Consider the following 24434-nt stretch of genomic DNA (forward strand, 5'->3'; position numbering starts at 1 on the left):
CGGGCCGGCGCACCGTAGAGGCCGTAGTGTCCCGACACATGCTCCCGCGACCGGACCGACACCTCACCGCGACCTGGCTGGGCGCGGTGATCCTCGCCGTCGGGCTCGCTGCGTGCAGCGCGGGGACCGGCGACGAGGCCGCGTCGCCGAGCGCCGAGCCCGCTCCGGCCGTGACCCCGCCAGGGCCCCCGGCCGGTGCGGACACCAACCCGTTCCTCGCGGGCGCCCCCGCGGCGGACCCGGACATGCAGTCGGTGCACGCCGCCGACGCGCTCCGGGCGAGCGACCCCGACGGGGCCGCCGCGCTCGACGTCATCAGCGAGGTGGGGGCGTCCCTGTGGGTCGGGGACTGGTTCGACCCCGCCGCGGCGCAGATGCTCGTGCACGACTACGCGACCGCGGCCCACGCGGCCGGACGCACGGGCGTCGTCACGGTCTACGCGATCCCGGCCCGGGACTGCGGCTCGTTCTCCGACGGCGGCCTCACGCCCGAGGAGTACCCGGACTTCGTCCAGGCCGTCGCCGACGGGCTGCGGGGCACCCGGACCGCCGTCGTCCTGGAGCCCGACGCGCTCGCCGACCTCGGCGCATGCGACGCGCAGGGCGACCGCGCCGGGCTGCTGCGGCAGGCGACCGCGGCGCTCGCGGACGCCGGCGCGAGCGTCTACCTCGACGCCGGGAACTCGGCGTGGATCGACGCGCCGACCATGGCCGACCGCCTGCGGCAGGCCGGGATCGAGGACGCCCGCGGGTTCTCGATCAACGTCTCGAACTTCCGCACCACGTCCGACGAGCGCGCGTACGGCGACGAGCTCGCCGCGCTGCTCGGCACGCACTACGTGGTCGACACGTCGCGCAACGGGCTCGGGCCCCTGGGCGACGGACCGCTCGACTGGTGCAACCCCGCGGGGCGCGCGCTCGGTGAGAAGCCCGCAGCGATCGACGACGGCAGCGCCCTGGACGCCTACCTCTACGTCAAGGTCCCCGGGGAGTCCGACGGCGAGTGCGACCGCGGCGACCCGGCCGCCGGTCAGTTCTGGCCCGAGTACGCGATCGGGCTGGTCGAGCGCGCGGGCGGGTAGGGCGGCCGGCGTGGCGCCGAGTAGACGGCCGGGTGCGTGGCTGGTTGGGCGGCCGGTGGTCGCCGGGCCGTGGCCGGGTCGCCGCGGTCGCGGGGTAGACGCAGGGTGGGCGCGGTTGGGACAGTCCGGGGCCGGGACGCTAGGCTGTCGGGCGTCCCACCGGGCCCGATCCTCCGTGTTCGCGCCCACGCGCCTGTAGCTCAGGGGATAGAGCACCGCTCTCCTAAAGCGGGTGTCGCCAGTTCGAATCTGGCCAGGCGCACCACCGTTCTCGAGGCGCCATGCCCCGACCCGCGCGGTCTATCGCTCGTCCTGCCGCTCGACCGACGCCCTCGTCGCCTCCGGCGCCCGGTCCCGCGCCACCACCCGCTCGGCGAACTCCTCGACCGCTGCGACGACCGCGTCGAACCTCATCGAGTGGAACAGGTCGAACCCGTGCTGCGCCCCGGGCAGCTCGGCGTACACGACCGGCGACGACGAGACCTCCCGCAGGTGCCGCACGAACCGTCGCGCCCCCTCGACCGGCACCAGGGTGTCCTGGTCGCCGTGCACCACGAGGAACGGGGGAGCGTCGGGCCGCACGTAGTCGGCCGGCGACGAGGCGACGGCCAGGTCGCGGCCGCTGCCGTAGTACTCGCCGAAGTAGCCGTAGAGGCAGACCACCCCGACCACGGACGTGTCGGCGCCCTCGAACCCGGGCTGGAACCGGGCGTCTCCCGGGGTGAGCGCCGCGAGCGCCGCGAGGTGCGCGCCGGCCGAGCTGCCCGCGACGACGACGCGAGCGGTGTCGGCCCCGTGCTCGGCGCCGTGCTCGCGGACCCAGGCCAGCACCTGCTTGGCGTCGACCAGGTGGCCGGGGAAGTTCGTCGTCGGGCGCAGTCCGTAGTTCGCGCTCACGCACACCCAGCCGTGGCTCGCGAGGCGCGAGAGCATCGCGCGTGCCTCGAGCTCCTTGCGCCCGCTCACGTACCCACCGCCGTGGAAGTACACGAGCGTCGGCCCGTCGGGCGGGCGCGACCGGGGGCGGTACACGTCGAGCCGGTGGTGCTGGGCGCCGTCGCCGTACGGGAGGTCGCGCACGCGCACGACGTCGCGTCGCCGCACCGCGAACGGGGCCAGCAGGATCCGGCGCCAGGGCAGCCCGCGCGCCGTGACGGCTCCCGGCGCGGTCGCAAGTCCCGCGACGAGCGTGCGGTCGAGCGCGGGCACCGCGCGCAGGCCACGTCGCGCGACCACGACGAGCCCGGCCGCGGTCAGGACGGCCAGGGCGAGCCCGACACGGCCGGCGGGCGTCGCGCCGTCGCCGTCGACGACCGCGATCACCGACAGGGCGGTCAGCGCGGCCAGCATGACGAACGGCTGCTCGTTCACCAGGACGCTCAGGCGAAAGCTCAACCGTCCCAGCCCGGGCGGCCGGCGGGCGGGGACCAGGGACGTCGTGGTGCAGCACGCGAGCAGCAGCACCGGGACGAGGTACCCGATCGCCATGGCCCGCTCCTTCGCCGCCCGCGCGGACGCGTCGTCGTCCGCGTCTTCCGGTCTACACCGCCGGGCCCGACGGCGCGCGGGCAGGTCCGCACGGCCAGGCACCGCGGCCGTCAGCCCGGGGAGGGCTGACGGCCACGGGGTGTCCCGCCGGTGCGGCACCTGTCGCCGCGCCGACGGGGCGTCGGTCAGCTGCTCAGCGCCGCGGTCGGCGAGGTGCGGGACGCGCGCACGGCGGGCAGGACGCCTGCGACCGCCCCCACGAGGATCGTGACGACGACCCCCAGCACGGGGACCTCGGGTGGGATCGCGAGACTCCACCCGTTCGTCCTGGCGACGACGGCCGTGATGACCCACCCGAGGACGGCTCCGGCGACCCCGCCGAGGGCCGACAGCAGCATCGCCTCGAAGAGGAACTGCACCCGGATGTGCTTGCGCGTGGCACCCAGGGAGCGTCGCAGGCCGATCTCCTGACGACGTTCCAGGACCGAGATGACCATGGTGTTGGCCACCCCGATCCCGCCGACGAGCAGGGCGATCGAGCCCACCCCGACCAGGAGCCCGGTGAAGGCCTGGTCGACCGTGTTCTTCGCGGCGAGGGCGTCCGAGGGGCGACTGACCTGCACCTGGCTCGGCGTCTCGGGGTGGATCGTCGGCGGCAGCAGCTTGCGCACCTGGGCGACGCTCTCCTCCGTGGACCGCTCGTAGATCGTCGTCGGCGCGCCGTCGTGGTCGAAGAGGTCGGAGGCGATCGGTTCGCCGACGAGTGCCGTCGAGTCGAGCTCCGGGGCGAGGGGCGACGACTCGAGGATGCCCACGACGGTGAACGGGTGACCGCCCACCCACACGAGGCTCCCCACCGTGCCGATCCCCAGGCGTTCGGCCGTCCCGCGGCCCAGGACGACCGCCGGGTACTGCGCGGTCGACTCGTTGAGCCACGACCCGTGCATGATCCGGGCACCGGTCGCCTCGAGCAGGTCGAGGTCGGCGGCCGCCACGGTCAACCCTCCGGTGCGGCCAGGATCGACCTCGGAGCTGCGGAAGATCGTGATCGTGTCGAGCGTGCCGATCGAGCTCACGTGCAGGACGTCCGGGATGCGCCGCACGAGCGCGACCGCGTCCGGTGGGAGAGGCGCGTCCTGGCCGAGGACGTCCGTGCCGGCCGTGACCGTGAGCAGGTTGGTGCCCAGCGCGGACAGCTTGTCCTTGATGAGCGCCTGGCTCGAGGTCGAGATGCCGATCACGGAGATCATGGCGGCGATACCGATCGCGATGCCCAAGGACGAGAGGATCGCGCGCATGGGGCGGGCGCGCAGTCCGTGCAGGCCGAGGCTGAAGAGGTCGCCGGGCCGGAGCCTGGAACGGCGGTCGAGGCTCATCGGCTGTCCTCCCGGTCGTCGGAGAGGATCTTGCCGTCGCGGATGCGGACCTGCCGGGGCAGGCGGTCGGCGAGCTCCTGGTCGTGGGTGATGACCACGACCGTGGTCCCGGACCTGTTCAGGTCGTGGAGGATCTCGACGACGCCCTCGCCGGAGGCGGTGTCGAGGCTGCCGGTCGGCTCGTCCGCCAGGAGCAGGCGAGGTTCGCCGACGACGGCGCGCGCGATCGCGACGCGCTGGCGCTCTCCGCCCGACATCTGCCGCGGGTGGTGGTGCAACCGTGCGCCGAGGCCCACGCGTTCGAGAGCAGTGCGCGCCCGGCGACGGCGCTCGCGGGGCGCCAGGCCGGTGTACAGCAGACCGGTCGCGACGTTGTCGAGGGCCGTGACGCCGTCGGACAGGTGGAACTGCTGGAAGATGAACCCGATCGTGTAGGCCCGCAGGGCCGAGAGGCTCGCGTCGCTCATGGCGGTCACGTCGTTCCCGGCGATCCTGGTCGCGCCCGAGGACGCGCGGTCCAAGGACCCGATGATGTTGAGCATGGTCGACTTGCCGGACCCGCTCGGGCCGACGATCGCGACCATCTCGCCCTCGTCGATCCTCAGGGTGACCCCACCGAGCGCGACCGTCGGTGGTGACCCGTAGGTGCGGGTCACGTCCTCCAGGTCGATGATCGCTGTGCTCACTTGGCCACCACGATCGTGTCGCCCACCTCGAGGTCGCCCCCGGTCACCTCGACCAGGCCGTTGGCGAACGTCCCGAGCTCGACAGGCACCAGGTGCGTGCTGTCGCCGTCCGAGGTCTCGACGGCGAAGCCGCCCCCCGGCTGCGCGAGCAGGGCCAGGACGGGCACGGTCAGCACGTCGGTCGCGCGGGTCCGGGTGAGCACGAGCGTGACGGCGACGTTGTCGAGAGACTCGGCCGCAGCCGGGTCGTCGAGCGTGAGGGTCACGGGCACCTTGAGCGTCTTGTCGTCGCCGCCCTCCTGCTCGACCGGCGCCCCCACCTCGGCGACCGTTCCCGTCGTGGAGACGCCTCCCGGGAGGGTGATCGCCACGTTGGTGCCGACGGGGGCGATGGGTGCCTGTGCCTGGTCGAGGAAGGCCTGGACCTGCTTGTCCGGTCCTGTGACGGAGAGGATCTCGGGACCGGCGGTGTCGCCGACCTGCGCCTTGTGCGACTGCACGCGGACGTCGACGAGCGAGAAGACGACCCGGCCCAGGTCGATCGTGCCGGTCTGCTCGACCTTCAGCGACTTCTGCCACTTCTTGATCGCGGCCGTCGTGCTCTCGCTGAACGTGGAGTCGGGCTTCGCGACGAAGAAGCCCAGCTGGGCGAGGTTCTGCTCGAGCTGGAGGACGTCGTTCCCCGGGGACATCCCGGCGGTGAACGCGCGCCAGGCGGGCAGGGGCCCTCGCAGCAGGGTCACGGGGAGGTCGTCGATCCGGAACAGCTCCTGGCCCACGGTGACCACGGTGCCCGGCGCGGGGAGCCCGGTGATCACCCCGGTGAGCTCCGTCCCCAGGTCGCGTTGCGCGTTGTGGGCCAAGGTGCCCTGGGTCCGGACCTGCTCCGTGAGGTCACCCCGGTTCACGGTGACGGTCTCGAGCTCGAGCCGGGTGCTCGTGGGGTCGGGGGCCGCGGGCGGACGCGTGAGAGCGACCACGCCGACGACGGCCGCGACGGCTGCGAGGGCGCCGAGGGTCGTCAGGATCCAGCGTCGTGCTCGGTGCGGGCGGGCGGTGGTGGTCGCCGAGGACTGGTCGGTGGTGGTGGGAGCGCTCACTGGACGGCTTCCTGGCTCTTGGCGTAGCAGGTGTCGACGACGTCGGGGTCGATCTCAGGACCGAGCGCCTCGCTCATGCCCGATCCCTTGACGGGGTCGGGGTAGTCGTAGCCGGCCTCGCGCATGCACGCGGCGAATGCCAGCTGGGCCTCGAACATCTCGTCCTCGGACGGCATGTTCTCGTCGACGGGGGCCTCGCCGATCTCGTCGATGCAGGCCGTGTACTCGGTGTCGAACGCCGCCGACTCCTCGCTCGTCATCGACGGCGTGCTGCCACCCCCCTCGCTCATGGCGACGAGGTCGTAGCCGGCGTCGAGCATGCAGTCGTCGACGTCCTGCCGCCATTCCTCGATGGTCATCTTGGCGGCTCCCGTGTCGAGCTCGGGGTCGGAGTCCGCAGCGGGGGAGCAGGCCGAGACCGCGAGGAGCAGGCCTGTCCCGAGGATTGCGGTGAGGGAACGGATGGTCGTCGTGCGCACAGTGTTGTCCTTTCGTCGCGTCGAGGTCGGGCGACCTGACGTGCTGCGCCGATCTCATCAAGCCCTTGGTTGCGGAAACGTAAGGTCCGCGCCTTACCTCGACGCAACCTTCTCCGTGGTCTCCTGAGGGAGATGGATCGGCGAGGCGCCGCGAACGGCGGAGCGAACGAGAGGTAGGTGGACGCGCACGTGAGAGTGCTGATCGTGGAGGACGAGGAGTACCTGGCCGACGCCGTCCGGGCACGTCTGGCCATGGAGGCGATCGCGGCCGACGTGGCCCCGGACGGCGACGCGGCGCTCCTCGCCGTCGAGCTGTACGACTACGACGTGGTGCTGCTCGACCGGGACATCCCCGGCGTGCACGGGGACGAGGTCTGCCGGCGCCTGGCGGCCGACCCTGCCGGGCCCGCGGTGCTGATGCTCACAGCAGCGGGCACCCTCGACGACCGTGTGGACGGGCTCGGCCTCGGCGCCGACGACTATCTGTCCAAGCCGTTCGAGTTCCCCGAGCTCATCGCCCGGCTCCGCGCCCTCAACCGGCGCAGCTTCACGTCCCGGCCTCCGGTGCTCGAGCGACGCGGAGTCCGCCTGGACCCGTTCCGCCGCGAGGTCACGGTCAGGGGTCGGCGCGTCACCCTGACCCGGAAGGAGTTCGCGGTGCTGGAGCTGCTCCTGGCAGCCGACGGAGCCGTGGTCAGTGCGGAGACGCTCCTGGAGAAGGCGTGGGACGAGAACGCCAACCCCTTCACGCACGCCGTCAAGGTGACCGTCAGCACGCTGCGGCGCAAGCTGGGCGACCCGGGAGTCATCGCGACGGTGCCCGGTGCGGGGTACGTGATCAGCGATGACTAGCCCGCGGCCCACCCCGCCGCCGTCGGACCTCGACGGCGGGGAGCCGGTGACGAAGCGCTACCGCCTGACGGTGCGCGCGCGGCTCGCACTGACCTACTCGGCGCTCCTGACGGGGGCGGGCATCGTCCTGCTCGCGATCGTCTACGTCTTCATGCGCTATGTCCCCACCTACGACTTCGCCGCGGCCACGACGGCGTCCACCGACGCGGCCTCGGTCGCCCCCGGGGGCTCGCTGGTCCCCACCGACGACCCGACGGCACCGGCAGCGGTGGTCGTCCCCGCGTCCGAGCTCCTGGTGACGTCGAGCGAGCAGCTCCTCAACCTCCTGCTCGTGACCTCGATCGTCGTGCTCGTCGTCCTGGCGGTGCTGGGCACCGCGGTCGGCTGGGCGGTGGCGGGCCGGATGCTCCGGCCGTTGCAGGACATCAACTCGGCCGTGCACCGGGCGAGCGAGGGCGACCTGGCGCAGCGGATCCGGTTGTCCGGACCCCGGGACGAGATCTCGGAGCTCGCCGAGAGCTTCGACGAGATGCTCGATCGCCTCGACCGGTCCTTCACGGCCACGCGCCGCTTCGCGGCCAACGCCTCGCACGAGCTGCGGACCCCGCTCGCGACGACCCGGGCCATGCTGGACGTCGCCCTGGCCCAGCACGACGACCCGGAGGAGAGGGTCGTGTTCGACCGCCTCCGGGTCATGAACGAACGGAACATCGAGACGGTGACGGCCCTGCTGGACCTGGCGAGGATCGACTCGTCGCCACCGCGCCTCGAGCAGTTCGACCCGTCCAGGGTCGTCGCCCAGGCGATCGAGTCGTGCGCCGAGGAGGCAGCGGCCCACGACGTGCGGATCGAGCACCGGCTGACCGAGACGACCATCGACGGCGAACCCGTCCTGCTCCGCCAGCTGGTCACCAATCTTGTGCAGAACGGGATTCGGCACAACGAGCCCGGCGGATTTCTCGCGGTCGAGGCCGCCCCGTCCGACGTTCCGGGGGGATGGGAGATCGAGGTCGTCAGCTCCGGCCAGGTCCTCGATCCCGAGGCCGTCGAGAGATTCACCGATCCGTTCATGAGAGGAACCGGGCGCACGAGGAATGCGAGCTCGGCCGGACAGGGACTGGGGTTGTCGATCGTCGCGGCGATCGTCGACCGGTTCCGGGGCGAGCTCCGGCTCGCGCCGCGCCAGGGCGGGGGCCTGCGAGTGAGCGTGGTCCTCCCGCCGGCCCGCAGCGTGAACGGCGAGCACCCGCGGTCCACGACGTGAAGAAGGTGATCCGGTGCCCGGGTCGCCTCGCCGGGGCCGCCCCTCCCGACGAGGGGCCGGTCGGATATCGAATTCCAGAGGGGTCTCTTTCCGGGCAGCCCTGACAAAGGCGTCAGGAATGTTCGCCCCAGCATCCGTGGCGAATTCTCCAGATGTTTCTTCCGGAGGTGCACGGCTTCTTTCGTGCACCGTACCCGCGCGGTCGGTCCATCTGCTGATCGCGCATTGTCCGCGAGAAGCCGCACCCGCACGTGCAGCGGGCACCACGCCCCTAGGCTGGAGGCGCCCCGGGGATGGCCGGGGCCACTGCCTGAAGGGCCGCACGCATGAGCGACGTTCTGCACGACGACCAGACCCTCGACCCGCTGACCGTGAAGGGCTTCCGGCACAGCCGCCAGTGGGTGTTCGGCACCATGCTGTTCTCGGCGCTGGTCAGCCTGACCGCGTCGTTCGTCCTGTCCTACGACGCGGTGCTCCTTGCGGCGAACCCGACGGCCGAGCTCTCGTGCAACGTCAACGAGGTCCTGTCCTGCGGTGCCGTGGGGGTCGCGTGGCAGTCGTCGTTGTTCGGCTTCCCCAACGCGTTCCTCGGGCTGATCGCCGAACCCGTGGTCATCACGATCGCGGTCGCGAGCCTCGGCGGGGTGCGGTTCCCGCGCTGGTTCATGTTCTCGGCGCAGGTCGTCTACACGCTGGGACTGATCTTCGCGTACTGGCTCTTCTACCAGTCCATGTTCGTGATCGGCGCGCTGTGCCCCTGGTGCCTGCTCGTCACGCTCTCGACGACGCTCGTCTTCATGACGCTCCTGCACTGGAACATCCTCGAGAACAACCTCTACCTCCCGGCCAGGGCGCAGGAGCGCGCGCTGTCGTTCGTCCGCTCCGACGCGGACGTGTTCCTCACGGCGGCCTGGGTGGTCCTGATGATCGCGGGCGTCGTGCTCAAGCACGGTTCCAAGCTCTTCGGCTGAGCCCCGCGCAGGGCGGGGAAGAGCCTCCCGCCCGACGCCGGCGCTCACCCTCGTGGCCGCGCCCCACCCGGGGCGCGGCCGCTCGTGCGTCACCACGCGATGTGGCCGGTGTGGCACTGAATGCCACGTTGACGGCCGTCCAGGAAGAATCTGCCGCAGCGAACTGGACGCTCGTCCACTTTCACCCGCTGCCGTCCGCTCACAGGTTTGACGAACCGTAGAAGACCTTGCAGAATCATCTCTGACGGTGCGTATCGCCTGCCCCCTGCGCGGTGCGCACCGTCCTCACACTTTCTCGGCCCGTTCTCGGTGCGCAATGACGCTCACAGCGAGTTCACAGGAGCCGGACCTCCCTCCCCGCAGTCGCCCTGGTGGCCATTCTCGTCGCCCCGAGCAACCCGAAACGGCCGCCCACGGCGTGCCGGTGCCGGTTCGGCCACCCGCGACGGTTAGCGTTCCAGAGTGAACGCAGCCGCCCGCACCTCATCTGCCCACGAGTCCGTGGCCGATCCCGCTCGGCCGCTCACCGACCAGACCGCGCCCGACGGCGCCTCAGCCGGTGCCCCGCCGAAGGGGTCCGACGGCGCGACCGTCGCAGGGCCGCCCGTGCTCGTCGAGCCCCCCACGACCGCCGAGCTCGTCGAGGACGCCGTCCGGTCCTGGCGTGCCTCGCTCGTCGAGCTCGCGGGCGGTTCCTCGCTCGCGGACATCGGGCTCCTGGGGGACGCCGTCATCGACCTCACCGCGGCCCACCCGTCGGGGGTCGCGCAGCTCTTCGCCGGCCGACCGACCCGCCTGTCCAACCTCTTCCGCGAAGGGGCGTCGCTGCCCGCTGCTCGCCGCCGGGCCCGCGCCGTGGTCGTCCGGTCGCAGGAGCACGCCCAGCGCTACGGCGTCGCACCGACCTACCTCGCGATCGGTGTCACGACCTGGACCGAGGAGGAGCCCTCACGGCTCCCCACCGACGACGTCGCCGCGCTCGCGCACGTCGCCGGCTCGTCGCACGGCCGGACCATCGACGGGGCGACCGGCCTGCCGGCCGACCCCGCGGACCTTGCCCACGACCCTTCGGCCGACCCGGCCCAGGCCGCGCAGGGCGACCACGAGGCCGCCGCCGGCGCGCCGCACGCGGTGAGCGGCGCCGTCGGGCCCGAGGGCGCCACGGCGAACCCCGCCGAGGCCCACGCGCCCGACCCGGTCCTGCCGCGCACCGTGCGCGCCCCCGTCCTGCTACGACCTCTCACGCTCACCCCGCGCGGCGACAGCGAGACCGACTACGACCTCACGCTCGAACCGACCGTCGAGATCAACCCCCTGCTCGCCCGCACCCTGCGCGCCCACGGCGGGCTGATCGACCCCGTGACGCTCGCCCGCAGCGCCTTCACGCCCGCGGGCTTCGACCCCTCGGACGCGCTCACCAGGATCACGGCCGTGGGTCGGGCCGTGCTCGGCGACTTCGAGATGACCCAGCGCGTGCTCGTCGGGACGTTCGTCCACCCCGGCCAGGTGCTCGTCGACGACCTCGACGAGCTGGCCTCGGGCCTGGAGCGGCACGAGGTCGTCGCGGCGCTCGCCGGCTCCGACGAGGCCGCGACCGCGCTCGAGCGCGAGCTCCCGGCGCCGCGCGTCGGGGACGCGGACCCCACCCAGGAGCGCGGCGTGGGCGACCTCGACCCCGCCCAGCGCCACGTGATCGACACGCTCGCGACCGGCAGCCACCTGTTCGTCGACGCTCCCGCGGGGTCCGACGTCGCGGGCACGCTCGCGGCCGTCGTGGCCGAGGCGGCGGCCAGCGGGCGCAGCATCCTCTACGTCCCCGGGCACCGCCGGGCGGCCGACTCGCTGACCCACCGGCTCGAGACGCTCGGTCTGGACGGACTGATCCTCGACATCGAGCCCGAGCCCACGTGGCGGGCCACGGCCTCGCACCGCCTGCTCGCGGCCATGGCCGCCGAGGCCGAGGTCGTCGACACCGACGCCGTCGCCCGCGTGCGCGACGGGCTCCTCGGTGCGCGTGCCCAGCTCTCGGGATACGTCGAGTCGCTGCACCTGGTGCGCGAGCCCTGGGGGGTGTCCGCGTACGCGGCCCTGCAGGCGCTCGCCCGCCTGACCGCGCAGCGCCCCGCTCCCGCGACGACCGTCCGCCTCGGACCCGAGGTCACGCTCCGGATCGGCGCCGAGCGCCGCGCCGAGCTCGCGGCGCGCCTCGAGGGCGCGGCCGACGTCGGCGCGTTCACGCTCCGCTCGACGTCCACGCCCTGGTTCGGCGCGGACATCACGAGCAGCGAGGGCGCCCAGGACGCACTGGTCCGGGTCGAGCGGCTCGCGGGCCGGACCCTGCCCGAGCTCCGCGAGCAGGTCGAGTCGGTCGCCCGGACCACGGGCCTCACGCCCGCTACGTCGGTCCGCCAGTGGGGCGAGCAGCTCACGATGCTCGGCGGGATGCGCGGCACCCTGGACGCGTTCCAGCCGCTGATCTTCGAGCGCACCGCGACCGACCTCGTCGAGGCCACCGGGACGCGCCAGTGGCGCGCCGACAACGGGATCGACATGGGGTGGGCCCACCGGCGACGGCTGCGCAAGCAGGCCAAGGACATGCTCCGCCCCGGGGTCCGGGTCGCCGATCTCCACGCGGCCCTCGTCGAGGTCCAGGCGCAGCGCGCGGTCTGGCAGGCGCAGTGCCCCCGCGGCGGCTGGCCCACCCTCCCCGAGGGGCTCGCGGCGATCGAGGACACGTTCGAGGCCGTGCGCCTCGACCTCGAGTACCTCGAGCCCGTCCTGTCCACGACCCCCGTCGGTGCGGACCTGATGGATCTTCCGCTCCCCGAGCTCGCCGCACGCCTGCTGAGCCTGAGCGAGGAGAAGGACGCGCTCGAGCACCTGCCCGCGCGCACCGCGGCCCTGCGGTCGCTGCGTGACGAGGGGCTCGGCGAGCTGCTCGACGACCTCTCGGCCCGACGCGTCGAGAAGGAGCTGGTGGGGCCCGAGCTCGACCTCGCGTGGTGGAGCTCGGTGTTCGAGCAGATCCTCTCGCAGGACCCAGCGCTCGCGGGTCAGGACGGTGCGGGCCTCGAAGCGCTCGCGGGCCGGTTCCGCGAGCTCGACCGGACCCACATCACCGCGCTCTCGGCCCCCGTGCGGGTCGCGGTGCGCGAGCACCTCGGCGGCGCGATGCGCGATCACCGGTCCGAGGCGGAGGCTCTGTTCACCGAGCTCCTCGAGGGGCGGCTCACGAGCCTGCGCGACGCGCACGAGCTCTACCCCGAGATCCTGCGCCGGCTGCGCCCGTGCGTCGTCGCGTCGCCCACGCTCGTGCCGCACCTGTTCACCCCGGCGCGCACGGTCGACCTCGTGATCCTCGACGCCGTCCAGCACCTGCCGGTCGAGCTCGTGCTGTCGTCCCTCGCCCGCGGCCGTCAGGTCGTGGTCGTCGGGGACCCGCGTGCAGCGTCCGGGTCGGCCGTCAAGGAGCTCGCCGCGGTCCTGCCCACGGTCGCCCTGTCCGCGGGTGGTGCACGACGCGACCCGTACCTGACGGCCTTCCTCGTCGCGCACGGGTACGAGGGCGTGCTCCGCCCGAGCCCGCTGCCGCGGGCCGAGCCCCTGGTGCACCTCGACCTGGTCGACGGCGCCGGGATGCCCGACCCGACGTCGGGAGCGGTCGAGAGCACGCAGGCCGAGGTCGACCGGGTCGTGGAGATCGCGATCGAGCACGCCATGACGCGCCCCGAGGAGTCGCTCGCGATCGTCACGGTGAGCGCGGTGCACGCCGACCGGATCCGGGACGCGCTGCTCGCCGAGGTCCGGCAGAACCCGGCCCTCGCCGCGTTCTTCTCCGGTGCGCGGGCCGAGCCCGTCGTGGTGGCCGAGGTCTCGGCGGTCGCGGGGCTCACGCGTGACGCGATCGTCCTGTCGGTCGGCTACGGCCGCACCCCGCACGGGCGGGTCCTGCACCGGTTCGGCGTGCTCAACGCCGCGGGCGGGGACGCGATGCTCCTCGACACGCTGGGCTCGACGCGCCGTCGGCTGCACGTCGTCACGTGCTTCACCGCGGCCGACCTCGACCCCGAGAGGCTGCGCGGGCACGGCGCCAAGCTGCTCGCCGAGGTCCTGGACCTGGCCGAGCAGCGCAACGGCCGCGCGGACCAGGTCACGCTCGGCAACGGCGTGGACGTCGGGGGGAACCCGGACCGCCTCGTGATCGACCTGGCCGAGCGTCTGTGGCGCGCGGGACTCGTGGTCGAGACCGACTACGGGGTCGCCGGGGGCGACCGGATCCCGCTCGTCGTGGGGCACCCCGACCTCCCGGGCGAGCTCCTCGTGGCGGTCCTGACCGACGACGACGCGTACGTCGCCGAGCGCAGCGTCCGCGTCCGCGACCGGCAGATCGCCGAGCGGCTCGAGTCCGCGGGATGGGTCGTGGCGCAGGTGTGGTCCGCAGCGGCGTTCCTCGACCCGGCCAAGGAGGCCGAGCGCATCCGCCGCGTGGTCCAGGCGGTGCGCGACGCTCGGCTGCCCGAGCGGGGCGGGATCGCGCAGACGGGCGGCGGTGACCGCATCGTCGTGGTGCCCGTGGTCGCGGACGACGAGTTCGGTACCGACTGACGGCTGAGAGAATGGACGGGTGCTCCCCGACGACCCAGCCTCCCGCCCCGATGCCCCGGCCCCTGCGGGGGACGCTGCGGGCGACGTTCCGGCGGTGGGCGCGGCGAGCGGGCATCCGCCGCGGCGCAGGTCCCGCCGGGTCGTGCGACGGGGCACCGAGCAGGCAGGAGTCGCTGGACTGGGGTCCGACGACGACGCCGCGACCTGGGGCGACGCCCGCCCGGGGGCTGCGGAGAGCAGTCACGACGCCGAGCTTCTGCGAGACGTCCCGCCGCACTGGTCCTGAGTCGTCCGCTGCTCGGCGGGCTGCCCGGTCGGGCCGGCGCTCTTGCGGGCCGCGCCGGTGGGTCGGTGCCGGAGGTCGGTGTTGCCAGGGGGGCGGTGTTGTCTCTGCGTAGCCACCACCACGGTGGTGGCTACGCAGAAACAACACCCTCCTCTACCCGCAGGTGAGGTGGGCGGCACGCGGCCGCCGCCCAGAGGGCGCGAGCACGAACCTCAGCGGATGCCGGGCCCGTCGACCGGACCGGAACCCGGGCCGGCGCCGCGTGCGTTCTGCGCCGCGAGCAGGTCGCGGATCTCCTGGAGGACCAGGACGTCCTCGGCCGGTGCCTCGGGCTCGGCCTGCTCACCCGTCTTGCGCATCGATGCCAGGTGGTTCATGGGCAGGATGATGACGAAGTAGAGCGCAGCGGCGACGCACAGGAACTTGAAGAGCGCGTCGAGGATGAGACCGATGCTGAAGTCGGCACCGTTGAGGGTGAAGTTCAGGACACCCGTCAGGTCCGGCTTCCCGAAGATGGCGGCGACGAGCGGGTTGATGAGGCCGTCGACGATCGACGTCACGACGAGCGTGAACGCCCCGCCGATCACGACACCGACCGCCAGGTCGATCGCGTTGCCGCGGAGCACGAACTCCTTGAAGCCGTTGAACACGTTCTTCATGCCAGGGTCCTTTCGAGAGGGGCGCAGACCCGGTCTGCGCGCCGAGGTCTCGGCGGCGTCCGGCCGGCAGGTTTGTCCTGACGTGATCTTTCCATGCTCGGGTGGTCGCGCATCTGGACGTCTCGGCGCGCCGCGTGTCCGGGCCCCGCCGCCGGCGGGGGCGCGACCGCGGCCGCCACCCGCCACTACGGCACCAGCACGGCCGACAGCCCACCCCACTGACCGAGCCCCGCGAGCGACGCAGCCTCCTCGGGCAGCACAGCCACGAACGTCACGCCGCCTTCCGCGGTGTCGCCGCCGAGCAGCCCGCCCGCCGACTCCTCGGCGGGTGCCCCGGCCAGCACGAGCGCACGCCGCGCGACGTACGTGCCGGGCGCCCCGTCAGAGGACCCGTCGGCGCCGGACGCGGCGACGAGGAGGTCCACCCGGTCCCCGGGGCTCAGCATGGTCGCCACGGCCGGGTCGGCCAGCCGCACCGGTGCGACGACCGTCCCGGCGGGGGCGGCCGCCGCGAGCTCGCCCGCGGTCACGAGCGAGGGGGAGATGGTCTGCCCGCGCGGGAGTGCGACGGACGTCGTGCGCCCGACGGCGTCGCTCACCCTGGTCAGGGAGACCTGCGGTGCGAGCGACGACGCGACGTCCTCGACCCGGAGGTCGCGTGCGGTCAGCACGACCCCGGCACCGACGTCCCGGGCGGCGACCAGCACGGGGCTGGTCTCGGGGGGCGGCGGGCTCACCCTGCCCACGACGACCGCGGCCACGAGGCCGCACCCCACGGCGACCACGACGGGACGTGACCGCCACGCGAGGGCGTGCAGGCGCCGTCGGGCAGCTGAGGTCCGCGGCCGGGACGTGCGCCGGGAGCGCTCTGAGGCAGGAGGCATGGCGCGACCGTAGAGCGTCCGCGGGGCGTCGTGCGTCGCCTCGGGTCTACCTGTGGACGGACCGCGCCGCCCACGGCCTGTGGACGGCCAGGAGGTGCGTCAGCTCGCGGAGGAGCCCGACGAGCTCGACGAGCTCGACGTCCCGCTCGACGAGGACGTGCCCGTCGAGCCGCTCGACGAAGAACCGCTCGACGACGAGCCGCTGCTCGACGAGTCCGACGACTTGGACCCTGCGGAGGGCGCGGTCGACGCGCTGCCGGCTCCCATGCTGGACGACTTCGAGGACCGCGAGTCCGTCCGGTAGAAGCCCGAGCCCTTGAAGGTCACGCCGACCGACGAGAAGACCTTGCGCAGGCGTCCGCCGCACTCCGGGCACACCGTCAGAGCATCGTCGGTGAACGCCTGGTGGATGTCGAAGGCGTGGCCGCAGGCAGTGCACGTGTACGCGTAGGTGGGCACGGTCTCTCCTCAAGAGGTCGCGGGGGGAGTGCGGTCGTCGCGGGCCGGGCGCGAGCCTGGACCGGGTGCCCGGCGCCCGCTCGGAGGCAGGGCCGGACTGGCACTCGGGGCTTCTGAGTGCTAATCATACGCCTGGCCCGCCCGGGGTAGTCTCGCACCGTGTCTGCTGAAGTCCCTGCCGGAGTCCACGGCGACCCGTCGCCGCCCGCCCACACGTCCCGACGGGGAGGTTCCCGAGCCCGCCGGGCCACGATCGCGATCGCCGCGCTGCTGGTCGTGCTGCTCGTCGGAGTGTCGATCTTCGCGTTCGTCACGGTCCGCCGCCCCCTCCCGCAGACCGACGGCACCCTCACGGTCCCCGGCCTGGACGGCGAGGTCAGCGTGCTCCGCGACGCCCAGGGCGTGCCGCAGATCTACGCCGACACCCCCGAGGACCTGTTCCGCGCGCAGGGCTACGTCCAGGCGCAGGACCGGTTCTTCGAGATGGACTACCGCCGCCACGTCACGTCCGGCCGTCTGGCAGAGCTGGTCGGGGACAGCAAGGAGGCGATCGACGCGGACAAGGTCACCCGCACCTTCGGCTGGCGCCTCGTCGCCGAGGAAGAGTGGAAGATCGTCGCTCCCGAGACCAAGGCCTACCTCCAGGCGTACGCGGACGGCGTGAACGCGTACCTCGAGGACCGGGACCCGAGCGAGATCGCGCTCGAGTACACCGTGCTCGGGACGAGCGTGAGCGTGGCCGACCCCGAGCCGTGGGACCCGATCGACTCGCTCGCCTGGCTCAAGGCCATGGCCTGGGACCTGCGCGGCAACTACGACGACGAGCTCGAGCGCGCCATCGCCTACGGCAGCTTCGCCGGCAGCGGGACGGGCACCGAGGACCCGGCCCGCGTCGCGCAGGACGTCGCCCGCGTGGGGACGCTCTTCCCGGCCTACCTGTCGGACGTGAACCTCCCCATCCTCGACCCCGCCGACGTCCCGACGGCGACCGCCCCGGCCGAGGTCGACGTCGAGAACGTCGAGCAGACGAGCTACATGCCGACCCTCGGGGGCAGCGAGCTCCAGTCCGCGGTCGGCGCCGCCGACCGTGCGCTCGCAGCCGTCCCGGTCCTCGTCGGGCGTGGCGAGGGGACGGGCTCCAACTCCTGGGCCGTCTCGGGCGAGCACACCGAGAGCGGCAAGCCGCTCCTGGCGAACGACCCGCACCTCGCGCTCCAGGCCCCCGGGGTCTGGGCCCAGGTCGGGCTCCACTGCAACACCGTGAGCCCCTCGTGCGGGTTCGACGTCGCGGGCTTCTCGTTCGCCGGGTTCCCGGGCGTCATCATCGGCCACAACGCCGACGTCGCCTGGGGTCTGACCAACATGGGCGCGGACGTCACCGACTTCTTCATCGAGCGCGTCCGCGACGAGACGTACCTGCGGGGCGACGACTGGGTGCCGCTCGAGACCCGCACGGAGACCATCAAGGTCAACGGGGGGCAGGACGTCGAGCTCGAGGTCTCGTCGACGCTCCACGGCCCGATCGTCTCGACCGTGCTGCCCCTGGACGAGGTCGCGGAGGCCCCGACCGAGGGCACCCCGCTCGGGGACTACGAGGTCGCGCTCCAGTGGACCGCGCTCGAGCCCGGCCGCACGGCCGACGCGGTCTTCGCGTTCGACCTCGCGGCGAGCGCCGACGACATGCGCGAGGCAGCCGCACTCTTCGAGGTGCCCGCGCAGAACGTCGTCTTCGCGACGACCGACGGCCACATCGGCTACCAGGCCCCGGGCAGGATCCCGGTGCGCGAGGTCGTCGAGGGGCCGGTGCCCTCGGACGGCACCTGGCCCCGCCCGGGCTGGGACGAGCGCTTCGACTGGACGGGCTACGTGCCCGCCGCGCAGATGCCGGGGGTCGTCGACCCCGAGGAGGGCTTCATCGTCGCGGCGAACCAGGCCGTGCTGCCCGCCGGGACCACCCCGTTCCTCACGACGGACTGGGACTACGGCTACCGCTCGCAGCGCATCCGGACGCTCCTGCAGACCGAGATCGACTCGGGCCGCAAGATCGACGTCGAGACGATGAACACCATCCAGAACGACGACTGGAGCCCGTTCGCCGATGCCCTGGTCCCGTCGCTGCTCGACCAGGACATCGAGAACAGCAAGGGCGTCCGCAACGACTTCGCGGCCGAGGGGCAGGACCTGCTGGCCGACTGGGACGGCTCGATGGACAAGGACTCGGCAGCCGCGGCCTACTTCGCGGCCGTCTGGCGCAACCTGCTCGAGATCACGTTCTGGGACGACCTGCCCGAGGAGATCCGTCCCGCGGGCGGCAGCAGGTGGCTCGCCGTGGTCCAGAACATGCTCCTGGACGAGACCAACGCGTTCTGGGACGACCGGCAGACCGTGAGCGTCGTCGAGACTCGTGACGAGGTCCTCAACCAGGCGCTCGTCTCGGCCCGTCTCGACCTGACGACCGAGCTGTCCAAGAAGACGACCGACTGGGAGTGGGGCAAGCTGCACACGCTGTCCCTGGGGCACCTCGTCCTGGACAACGACGCCGTCCCGGGCTTCGTCCGCGCGTACATGAACCCGCGCACGGTGAGCATGCCGGGCGGGTCCTCGATCGTCAACGCCACGTCGTGGGACGCCGCGTCGGGGAACTTCGAGGTCACCTCGGGCCCGTCGATGCGCATGGTCGTCGACCTCGACGACCTGGACTCCTCGACCTGGGTCACCGTGACGGGTGTCTCGGGCCACCCGGCCTCGAAGCACTACGAGGACCAGCTGGGCACGTGGGCCGCGGGCGAGACGTACGCGTGGCCGTTCTCGGTCTCGGCCGTCGCCGCCCAGACGAAGGACGAGCTCCGCCTCGTCCCGTGACGGGCGCACCGCCGTCGGGCACCTGCTGCCCGACGGCGCCACGCACCCGCCCGCCCGGCCCACCCCGGCGGGCGGTCGGCTGAGCACGACGAAGGGGCCGGTCCGAGCGCATCGCGCCCGGGCCGGCCCCTTCGTCGTCGGGGAGGTGCGGGGTCAGTCCTGGACGAGCCAGCGCCAACCCTGCGGGGTCGCGACGCCGTCGATCGTCCGGTCGTGCTTCTCGAGGGGGAGGGGACGCTCGTCGGCGTCGTAGACCTCGTCGGGGAAGACCACGGCGATCACCTTGGTGCCGGGGCGCATGTGCTCCAGGGCCCGGTCGTACCAGCCGCCGCCCTGGCCCAGCCGGACCCCGCGCGTGTCGACGGCGAGCGCCGGCGCGATGACGACGTCGGCGTCGACGAGCGCGGCCGCGCCCAGCGCAGGTCCGCTCGGCTCGGGCGGGCGGCCAGGGGCGCGCTCGCGCAGGTCGTGCGAGCCCGCGTACTCGGCCCAGTCGCGCTGCAGTCCCGCGCCGAGCACGGGGAGCAGGACGCGGACGCCGCGCGCGGCGAGGCGGTCGAGCATCGCGGTCGTGCCGGGCTCCGTGGGGCGTGCGGCGTAGGTCGCGACGCAGCGGGCCGACAGGACCTCGGGGATGGTCTCGATCACGTCCGCGATCGCGACGGCCGCTTCGTCGCGGCGCCTCTCGCTGCGCGTGGATCGGGCGGTGCGGATGGCTTTTCGGAGGATCTCCTTCGCGTCCTCGGGTTCGATGCTTCCGTGCAAGGGGTAGGGCTGAACCGGGCCACTCATGCGCCTATTGTCGCAAAGGTTCGGGCAAGAAGTGTCCGGGGTCCCGTCGTCGGACGGAAAGGGTCCGGGACGCGGGGGCTCGTGCGCGGCCGGGCGTGGTGCGTGACCCGGCGCGCGGCGCTATCGTCGGTGCGCCAGATCGTGATACACCCTGTCCACCGGGCCTCACGTCAGTGATCCTGGTGCTCGGAGGCAGGACGTCTCGGGCTCTGCTGCCGGGAACGGATGATCGATGGGCGCACGAGGATGACCAACAAGATCGCACGAGCATGGAGCATGTCGAAGCCCTGGCCGGTCACGCTGCGCGAGGACGCGGTCGACGGCAGCGTGGTGCTGCGCCCGCTGCACCGCCGTGACGGCCACGACTGGATGACGCTGCGGGCCCGCAACGCGTCCTGGCTCGAACGCTGGGAGGCGACCTCGCCCCGACCCGGCACGGAAGCCGGCGGCCCGCCGACGTTCGGCGAGTACGCGCGCATCCTCGCCGCCCAGGCGCGCGCCGGGACGTCGTTGCCGTTCGCGGTCGAGCTCGACGGTGAGCTGGTCGGTCAGCTCACGGTCTCGAGCATCACGTACGGGTCCCTCTGCTCGGCGAGCATCGGCTACTGGGTCGGTGAGCACGTCGCGGGCCGCGGGGTGATCCCGACCGCGGTCGCCATGAGCACGGACTACTGCTTCCAGGTGCTCGGCCTGCACCGCATCGAGATCAACATCCGCCCGGAGAACGGCCCCAGCATCCGGGTCGTCGAGAAGCTCGGGCTGCGCGACGAGGGGCTGCGCGAGAGATACCTGCACATCCAGGGGCAGTGGTGCGACCACCGGACCTTCGCGATCACGGCCGAGGAGGTCCCCGACGGCCTGCTCGCGCGGTGGCAGGAGACGCGGCGCTCGGCCTCCTAGCGCACGGACGCGACCGCGAAAAGGACCGACACGCCGCCCGGCGTCCGGTCGACCGCGAGGGGCCTCGCCTACGGTCGGGATGTGGATTCGACGACGGGCTCAGGAGGCGTGGCGGTCCTTGCGCTGTTCGTCCTGTGGTTCGCCTACTACGTCCCGCACCGGGTCAAGCAGCGCCAGCAGCTGCAGGACGCCCGGGTCGAGGACAGGTTCTCGGGGTCCTTGCGGGTCCTCGCGGTCGTCTCGGGACGTCGGCGCGCGGCACCGGGGGAGGGCGCGGAGCACGCGTCGTCGGGCGAGGGGCGCTCGTTGCTCCTGGGCCCGGTCCCGGTCAGCGAGCCGGACGTCGCCCTGATGTCGAGGGCGTCCGACGCGTCCAGGTCGACCTCACGCGTCCTGCAGGTCACGACCGGGGTCACCACCGACCGCCGGCCATCGTCGGAGGAGGAGCCGCAGACCATGGAGACAGACGTCCGCGCGAGCGATCCTCGCCCGAGCATCCCGCCGCGCCGACAGCCGGCCGGTGGAGGGTTCGACGACCCCTTCCCCCCGCGCAAGGTCGCGTCCCCGTCGCGCATCGCGATGCTGGAACGCCGCGCCAAGGCCGCGCGCCGTCGTCTGGCGCTGACGGTCGTGCTGCTCCTCGTGAGCGTGGGGGCGTGGGTGGCCTTCGGGTACGGGCTGGTGCCGTGGTTCGCCGCAGCAGGCCCGACGGCGGTCCTCGCCCTCGTCCTCGTCCTGGGCCGCCAGGCGGCGCTCGCCGGGAAGCGGGCCGACGCCACCTGGCATGCCGACCGCCGCACGGCTGCGCGCGACGCAGCCCGGGCCGCCCGGGGGCCCGTCGCGGGCAGCCCGGTCGCGCCCCGCAACGTCCACCCCTCGCGCGTCACGGGGCACGCGGTGCGCTCCTCGCAGACGAGCACCCAGATGATCCCGCGCGTGACCGCCGAGGACCTGGCCCGTGGCGCCGCGCGCGGCAGGGACCAGCGCCCCGCGACCGGGTCGACCGCGCGCGTCGAGTCCTCGACGGAGCCCGACCAAGCACGGCCCCGGACGGGCGCGAGCGGCGGCGACCTGTTCGACGACCGCGACCGCTCGACGGGCTCGGAAGGCTCCGCGGCGGAGCAGACCGGTACCGCTCCTCGTGGGGGGACGGCAGCCGGCGCCTCTGCTGATGTCGGCTCGGCCGCGACGGCGACCTCTCCGGTGTCGGCACCGACCCCTGTCGTGCCCACGGACCGTCCGGAGACCCCCGAGGCGGAGATCGGCGCCGCCTGGGACCCGGTGCCGGTGCCTCGCCCGACGTACACCATGAAGCCCACGGCTCAGGAGACGGGTGTGCCGCCCGTCCAGGTGGCCGTCCCGACCGCCTCGCCCGCCCAGCCGAACCCGGCCCCTCCGCGGTCCGCGGAGTCGGAGGGCACGCCGTCGGGCGTCGGGGCTCCTCAGGGCGACCAGCCCGTGCCGTCACCGGCCCCCGGGGACGAGAAGAAGCCCCGGACCGAGACGCTGGGTCTGGACCTCAACGAGATCCTGGCTCGCCGACGCGTCTCGGGGCAGTAGCCCGCGGGCCGCTCACCCCGCCGGGGGGAGCGGATTTGTCGAAGTGCGCTGGTCAGGTGTTAATGTTGACCTCGTTCTGGGGCTATGGCGCAGTTGGTAGCGCGTCTCGTTCGCAATGAGAAGGTCGGGGGTTCGAATCCCCCTAGCTCCACCCGGCACAAGGCCCGGAACCTCACGGTTCCGGGCCTTCGTCGTTCCCCTGCTCGGTGGGGTCAGTGCTTGCAGGGGGCATCAACAAGCAGGGCACGCGACCGGAGCGGATGGACCAGGGGCACGTTGCATCGGGCTGCGCAGGAAGCATCGGGCGCTGCAGCCGTGTCCGCGTCGGTCCTATGCGGGATCGGCCGGCGCAGGCGGGGCCTCGAAGAACAGGTCCAGGTCGCCCGGCGTCGGGGAGCTCACGTCGCTCCCTTCGGCGATGCTCTCCATGAGGCGGCGTGCGAGGCTGCGCAGCGATTCGTTGGTGACGTTCGAGTGATGGCGCAGGAGGTCGAAGGCTTCGTTCTCGGTCATCCCGTAGACCGTCATGACCGCTCCCTTGGCCTGCTCGATCACGGCCCGACTCTCGGCAGACGCTCTGATCGACTCGGTCGCCTCACGCTGGGCGAGCGTGCGCTGGGTGATGGTCAGGTCCACGAAGTAGCCGGAGACCTGGACGACCTCCCCGGTCTCGTTCTCCTTGCGACCACGGCCGACGACGCCGAGCGTGCGCGTGTGCCCGTTCGCGTCGAGGATGCGGTGCACGCACGCGAACGGCTCTCCGGACGAGCACGCCTGCGCAAGGACCGACTCCACGCGAGATCGGTCGTCGGGGTGCTTGTGCGAGAGCATGAGACCGGTGGTGGGAACGACGCCGCCGGGCTCGAAGCCGTGCATCGCATAGAGCCCGTCGGACCACCACCACTCGCCGGTGCGCACGGTCAGGACGAACTGGCCGACCGGCTGAGGAGTCCCAGCGAGCAGAACCTCCATGAGGTCCGCATCAAGAGGGCGAGCCACGTTGTACGAAGTCGTCATCTCAACTCCTAGGTGCAGGGAAGCGAAGGGCCTACTTCCAGACTCCTGGCGGGATCCTGTCGCCGCGCCTCTGAGCCTGTCCTGACCGGTTCGCTGCCGACGAACCGGCCTCGCCGATCAGATGAACTCGTGGCCCGCGGCGTCGAACCCCACAGCCACCCCGTCCACCGACTCCCCAGGAGCCTCCGGCACCTGCATGCTCCACTCGACCAGCACCACGCCGCCACACTGAGCGCACAGCTGATCCTGCTTCCAGCCTCGAGTCCTGGACACGCTCGCTGACCCCCTTCATGCATCGGACGACAAGGAACATCTGCACCACGGCACCGAGTGCCAGTCCGGAATGTTAGCGGATCGTGACACCCGGTCAAGACCGCTCGAGGACCTCCCACCGAGCGCTGTGGGGACGCCCCCGCCCAGGACCCGACCGCAGCCCGCGGCCCCCGCTCGGGTACTGTCGCGGGATGACCGAGCCGTTCCTTCCTGACTCCCTCGCGCTCGCCATCGGGTGCCACCACGACGGCCCCGGGCTGGCGGACCTCTCGCGCGCACGTCTGCCCAACATGCTCCACCTGCACGACGAGGAGCTCTGGAGCACGACCTACCGGTTCGGTCCGGGCTTCCACCCGCGCGACCGGTACTTCCCGGTGCTGCGCGAGCAGGGCGAGGGCTCGGACGTCCGTGACGAGCGCGTCGTCGCGTTCGCCTGGGTCGACGCCGCGCTCGACGAGCAGGCCGGTGTCGCGGAGCCGTGGTGGTGCCTCAACGCGATCGCGGTCGCGGACGGGCGCTCGGGCGCCGGGCTGGGCTCCTACCTGGTCCGCAAGGTCGTCGAGCAGGCGCGTGCCGCGGGGGTCTCGACGCTCTACGGCCAGACGCCGCCCGAGGCCGCGGGCTTCTGGGACCGGCTCGGGTTCCGGGTCGGGGGCGTCGACGAGATGCTCGCGTCGGACCGGCTCGTGACCCTCGCCGACGGGCGGACGCTCCGCCCGGTCGTGACGCCCGAGCCGGGGCACCGCTTCTTCGTGCTCAACGGTCTGCAGGGCCAGACCGACGCCCCGAGGCTGCTGCCCGCCCAGTACGAGGCCTGAGCCGCAGCCCAGGCCGATCCG

Annotated in this window: 19 protein-coding genes and 2 tRNA genes; 11 read left to right on the forward strand and 10 right to left on the reverse strand. The window is 72.8% G+C overall.

The annotated features are described in order from the left end of the window. Positions 1-38: 38 nt before the first annotated feature. Both ASE27_RS02815 and ASE27_RS02820 read left to right on the forward strand, forming a co-directional pair. Complete coding sequence (locus ASE27_RS02815; protein ID WP_056645490.1) at positions 39-1082, forward strand: glycoside hydrolase family 6 protein; 1044 nt, start codon at positions 39-41, stop codon at positions 1080-1082. 189 nt (positions 1083-1271) lie between these two features. Then, positions 1272-1347: transfer RNA gene (locus ASE27_RS02820), tRNA-Arg, on the forward strand. A 35-nt stretch (positions 1348-1382) separates the two neighbouring features. On the opposite strand, the gene ASE27_RS02825 is transcribed toward ASE27_RS02820, so the two are convergent. From ASE27_RS02825 to ASE27_RS02845, 5 genes are all read right to left on the reverse strand, one after another. Next, the gene (locus tag ASE27_RS02825; RefSeq protein ID WP_082608426.1) at positions 1383-2570 is read right to left on the reverse strand and encodes an alpha/beta hydrolase; all 1188 of its coding nucleotides are present in this window, start codon (positions 2568-2570) and stop codon (positions 1383-1385) included. 185 nt (positions 2571-2755) lie between these two features. Next, positions 2756-3946 (reverse strand): ABC transporter permease, encoded by a 1191-nt coding sequence (locus ASE27_RS02830; protein WP_056645493.1) that lies wholly within the window; start codon positions 3944-3946, stop codon positions 2756-2758. Further along, positions 3943-4632: an ABC transporter ATP-binding protein gene (locus tag ASE27_RS02835; protein WP_056645496.1), complete on the reverse strand. Its 690-nt coding sequence runs from the start codon at positions 4630-4632 to the stop codon at positions 3943-3945. The genes ASE27_RS02830 and ASE27_RS02835 overlap by 4 nt, the downstream gene beginning before the upstream one ends. Beyond that, positions 4629-5732 carry an efflux RND transporter periplasmic adaptor subunit gene (locus ASE27_RS02840; RefSeq protein ID WP_056645499.1) on the reverse strand — a complete coding sequence of 368 codons (1104 nt, stop codon included), beginning with the start codon at positions 5730-5732 and terminating at the stop codon, positions 4629-4631. The genes ASE27_RS02835 and ASE27_RS02840 overlap by 4 nt, the downstream gene beginning before the upstream one ends. After that, a complete protein-coding gene (locus tag ASE27_RS02845; protein WP_056645502.1) occupies positions 5729-6211 on the reverse strand; it encodes a hypothetical protein in 483 nt (160 codons plus the stop codon). Before ASE27_RS02845 ends, ASE27_RS02840 begins: the two co-directional genes overlap by 4 nt. Before the next feature lie 189 nt (positions 6212-6400). Here ASE27_RS02845 and ASE27_RS02850 point away from each other — a divergent pair, with 189 nt between their 5' ends. From ASE27_RS02850 to ASE27_RS20425, 4 genes are all read left to right on the forward strand, one after another. Further along, entirely contained in the window at positions 6401-7063 is a 663-nt protein-coding gene (locus tag ASE27_RS02850) for a response regulator transcription factor (RefSeq protein WP_056646608.1), read from the forward strand. Continuing rightward, on the forward strand, positions 7056-8327 hold the full coding sequence (locus ASE27_RS02855) for a HAMP domain-containing sensor histidine kinase (protein ID WP_082608427.1): 1272 nt from the start codon (positions 7056-7058) through the stop codon (positions 8325-8327). Before ASE27_RS02850 ends, ASE27_RS02855 begins: the two co-directional genes overlap by 8 nt. Before the next feature lie 326 nt (positions 8328-8653). Then, the gene (locus ASE27_RS02860; RefSeq protein WP_056645508.1) at positions 8654-9298 is read left to right on the forward strand and encodes a vitamin K epoxide reductase family protein; all 645 of its coding nucleotides are present in this window, start codon (positions 8654-8656) and stop codon (positions 9296-9298) included. Between the two features lie 462 nt (positions 9299-9760). Beyond that, positions 9761-13903, forward strand: a complete 4143-nt coding sequence (locus ASE27_RS20425; protein ID WP_369818979.1) for a hypothetical protein — start codon at positions 9761-9763, stop codon at positions 13901-13903. A gap of 498 nt (positions 13904-14401) precedes the next feature. On the opposite strand, the gene mscL is transcribed toward ASE27_RS20425, so the two are convergent. The 3 genes from mscL to ASE27_RS19640 form a co-directional block, all read right to left on the reverse strand. Next, positions 14402-14848: a large conductance mechanosensitive channel protein MscL gene (gene mscL, locus ASE27_RS02870; protein ID WP_056645515.1), complete on the reverse strand. Its 447-nt coding sequence runs from the start codon at positions 14846-14848 to the stop codon at positions 14402-14404. 185 nt (positions 14849-15033) lie between these two features. Continuing rightward, on the reverse strand, positions 15034-15732 hold the full coding sequence (locus tag ASE27_RS02875; protein ID WP_082608428.1) for an RcpC/CpaB family pilus assembly protein: 699 nt from the start codon (positions 15730-15732) through the stop codon (positions 15034-15036). Positions 15733-15831: 99 nt separating this feature from the next. Next, a complete protein-coding gene (locus tag ASE27_RS19640; protein WP_082608429.1) occupies positions 15832-16191 on the reverse strand; it encodes an FmdB family zinc ribbon protein in 360 nt (119 codons plus the stop codon). A 159-nt stretch (positions 16192-16350) separates the two neighbouring features. Between ASE27_RS19640 and ASE27_RS02885 the strand changes: the two genes are divergently transcribed. Further along, on the forward strand, positions 16351-19053 hold the full coding sequence (locus tag ASE27_RS02885; protein ID WP_082608430.1) for a penicillin acylase family protein: 2703 nt from the start codon (positions 16351-16353) through the stop codon (positions 19051-19053). A gap of 153 nt (positions 19054-19206) precedes the next feature. On the opposite strand, the gene ASE27_RS02890 is transcribed toward ASE27_RS02885, so the two are convergent. Continuing rightward, positions 19207-19845 carry a 5-formyltetrahydrofolate cyclo-ligase gene (locus tag ASE27_RS02890; protein WP_056645528.1) on the reverse strand — a complete coding sequence of 213 codons (639 nt, stop codon included), beginning with the start codon at positions 19843-19845 and terminating at the stop codon, positions 19207-19209. Positions 19846-20121: 276 nt separating this feature from the next. Between ASE27_RS02890 and ASE27_RS02895 the strand changes: the two genes are divergently transcribed. The 3 genes from ASE27_RS02895 to ASE27_RS02905 all read left to right on the forward strand — a co-directional run bounded on the left by ASE27_RS02895 (position 20122) and on the right by ASE27_RS02905 (position 22456). After that, complete coding sequence (locus ASE27_RS02895; protein ID WP_056646612.1) at positions 20122-20745, forward strand: GNAT family N-acetyltransferase; 624 nt, start codon at positions 20122-20124, stop codon at positions 20743-20745. A gap of 81 nt (positions 20746-20826) precedes the next feature. Continuing rightward, positions 20827-22305 (forward strand): hypothetical protein, encoded by a 1479-nt coding sequence (locus tag ASE27_RS02900; protein ID WP_235535357.1) that lies wholly within the window; start codon positions 20827-20829, stop codon positions 22303-22305. 78 nt (positions 22306-22383) lie between these two features. Continuing rightward, positions 22384-22456 (forward strand) — tRNA-Ala (locus tag ASE27_RS02905). A 179-nt stretch (positions 22457-22635) separates the two neighbouring features. Here ASE27_RS02905 and ASE27_RS02910 read toward each other — a convergent pair. Then, a complete protein-coding gene (locus ASE27_RS02910; protein WP_235534038.1) occupies positions 22636-23322 on the reverse strand; it encodes a PAS and ANTAR domain-containing protein in 687 nt (228 codons plus the stop codon). 464 nt (positions 23323-23786) lie between these two features. Here ASE27_RS02910 and ASE27_RS02915 point away from each other — a divergent pair, with 464 nt between their 5' ends. Continuing rightward, positions 23787-24413: a GNAT family N-acetyltransferase gene (locus ASE27_RS02915; protein ID WP_056645538.1), complete on the forward strand. Its 627-nt coding sequence runs from the start codon at positions 23787-23789 to the stop codon at positions 24411-24413. Positions 24414-24434 lie beyond the last annotated feature (21 nt).

Origin of the sequence: Oerskovia sp. Root918, assembly GCF_001428945.1 — a bacterium.
Classification (GTDB): domain Bacteria; phylum Actinomycetota; class Actinomycetes; order Actinomycetales; family Cellulomonadaceae; genus Oerskovia; species Oerskovia enterophila.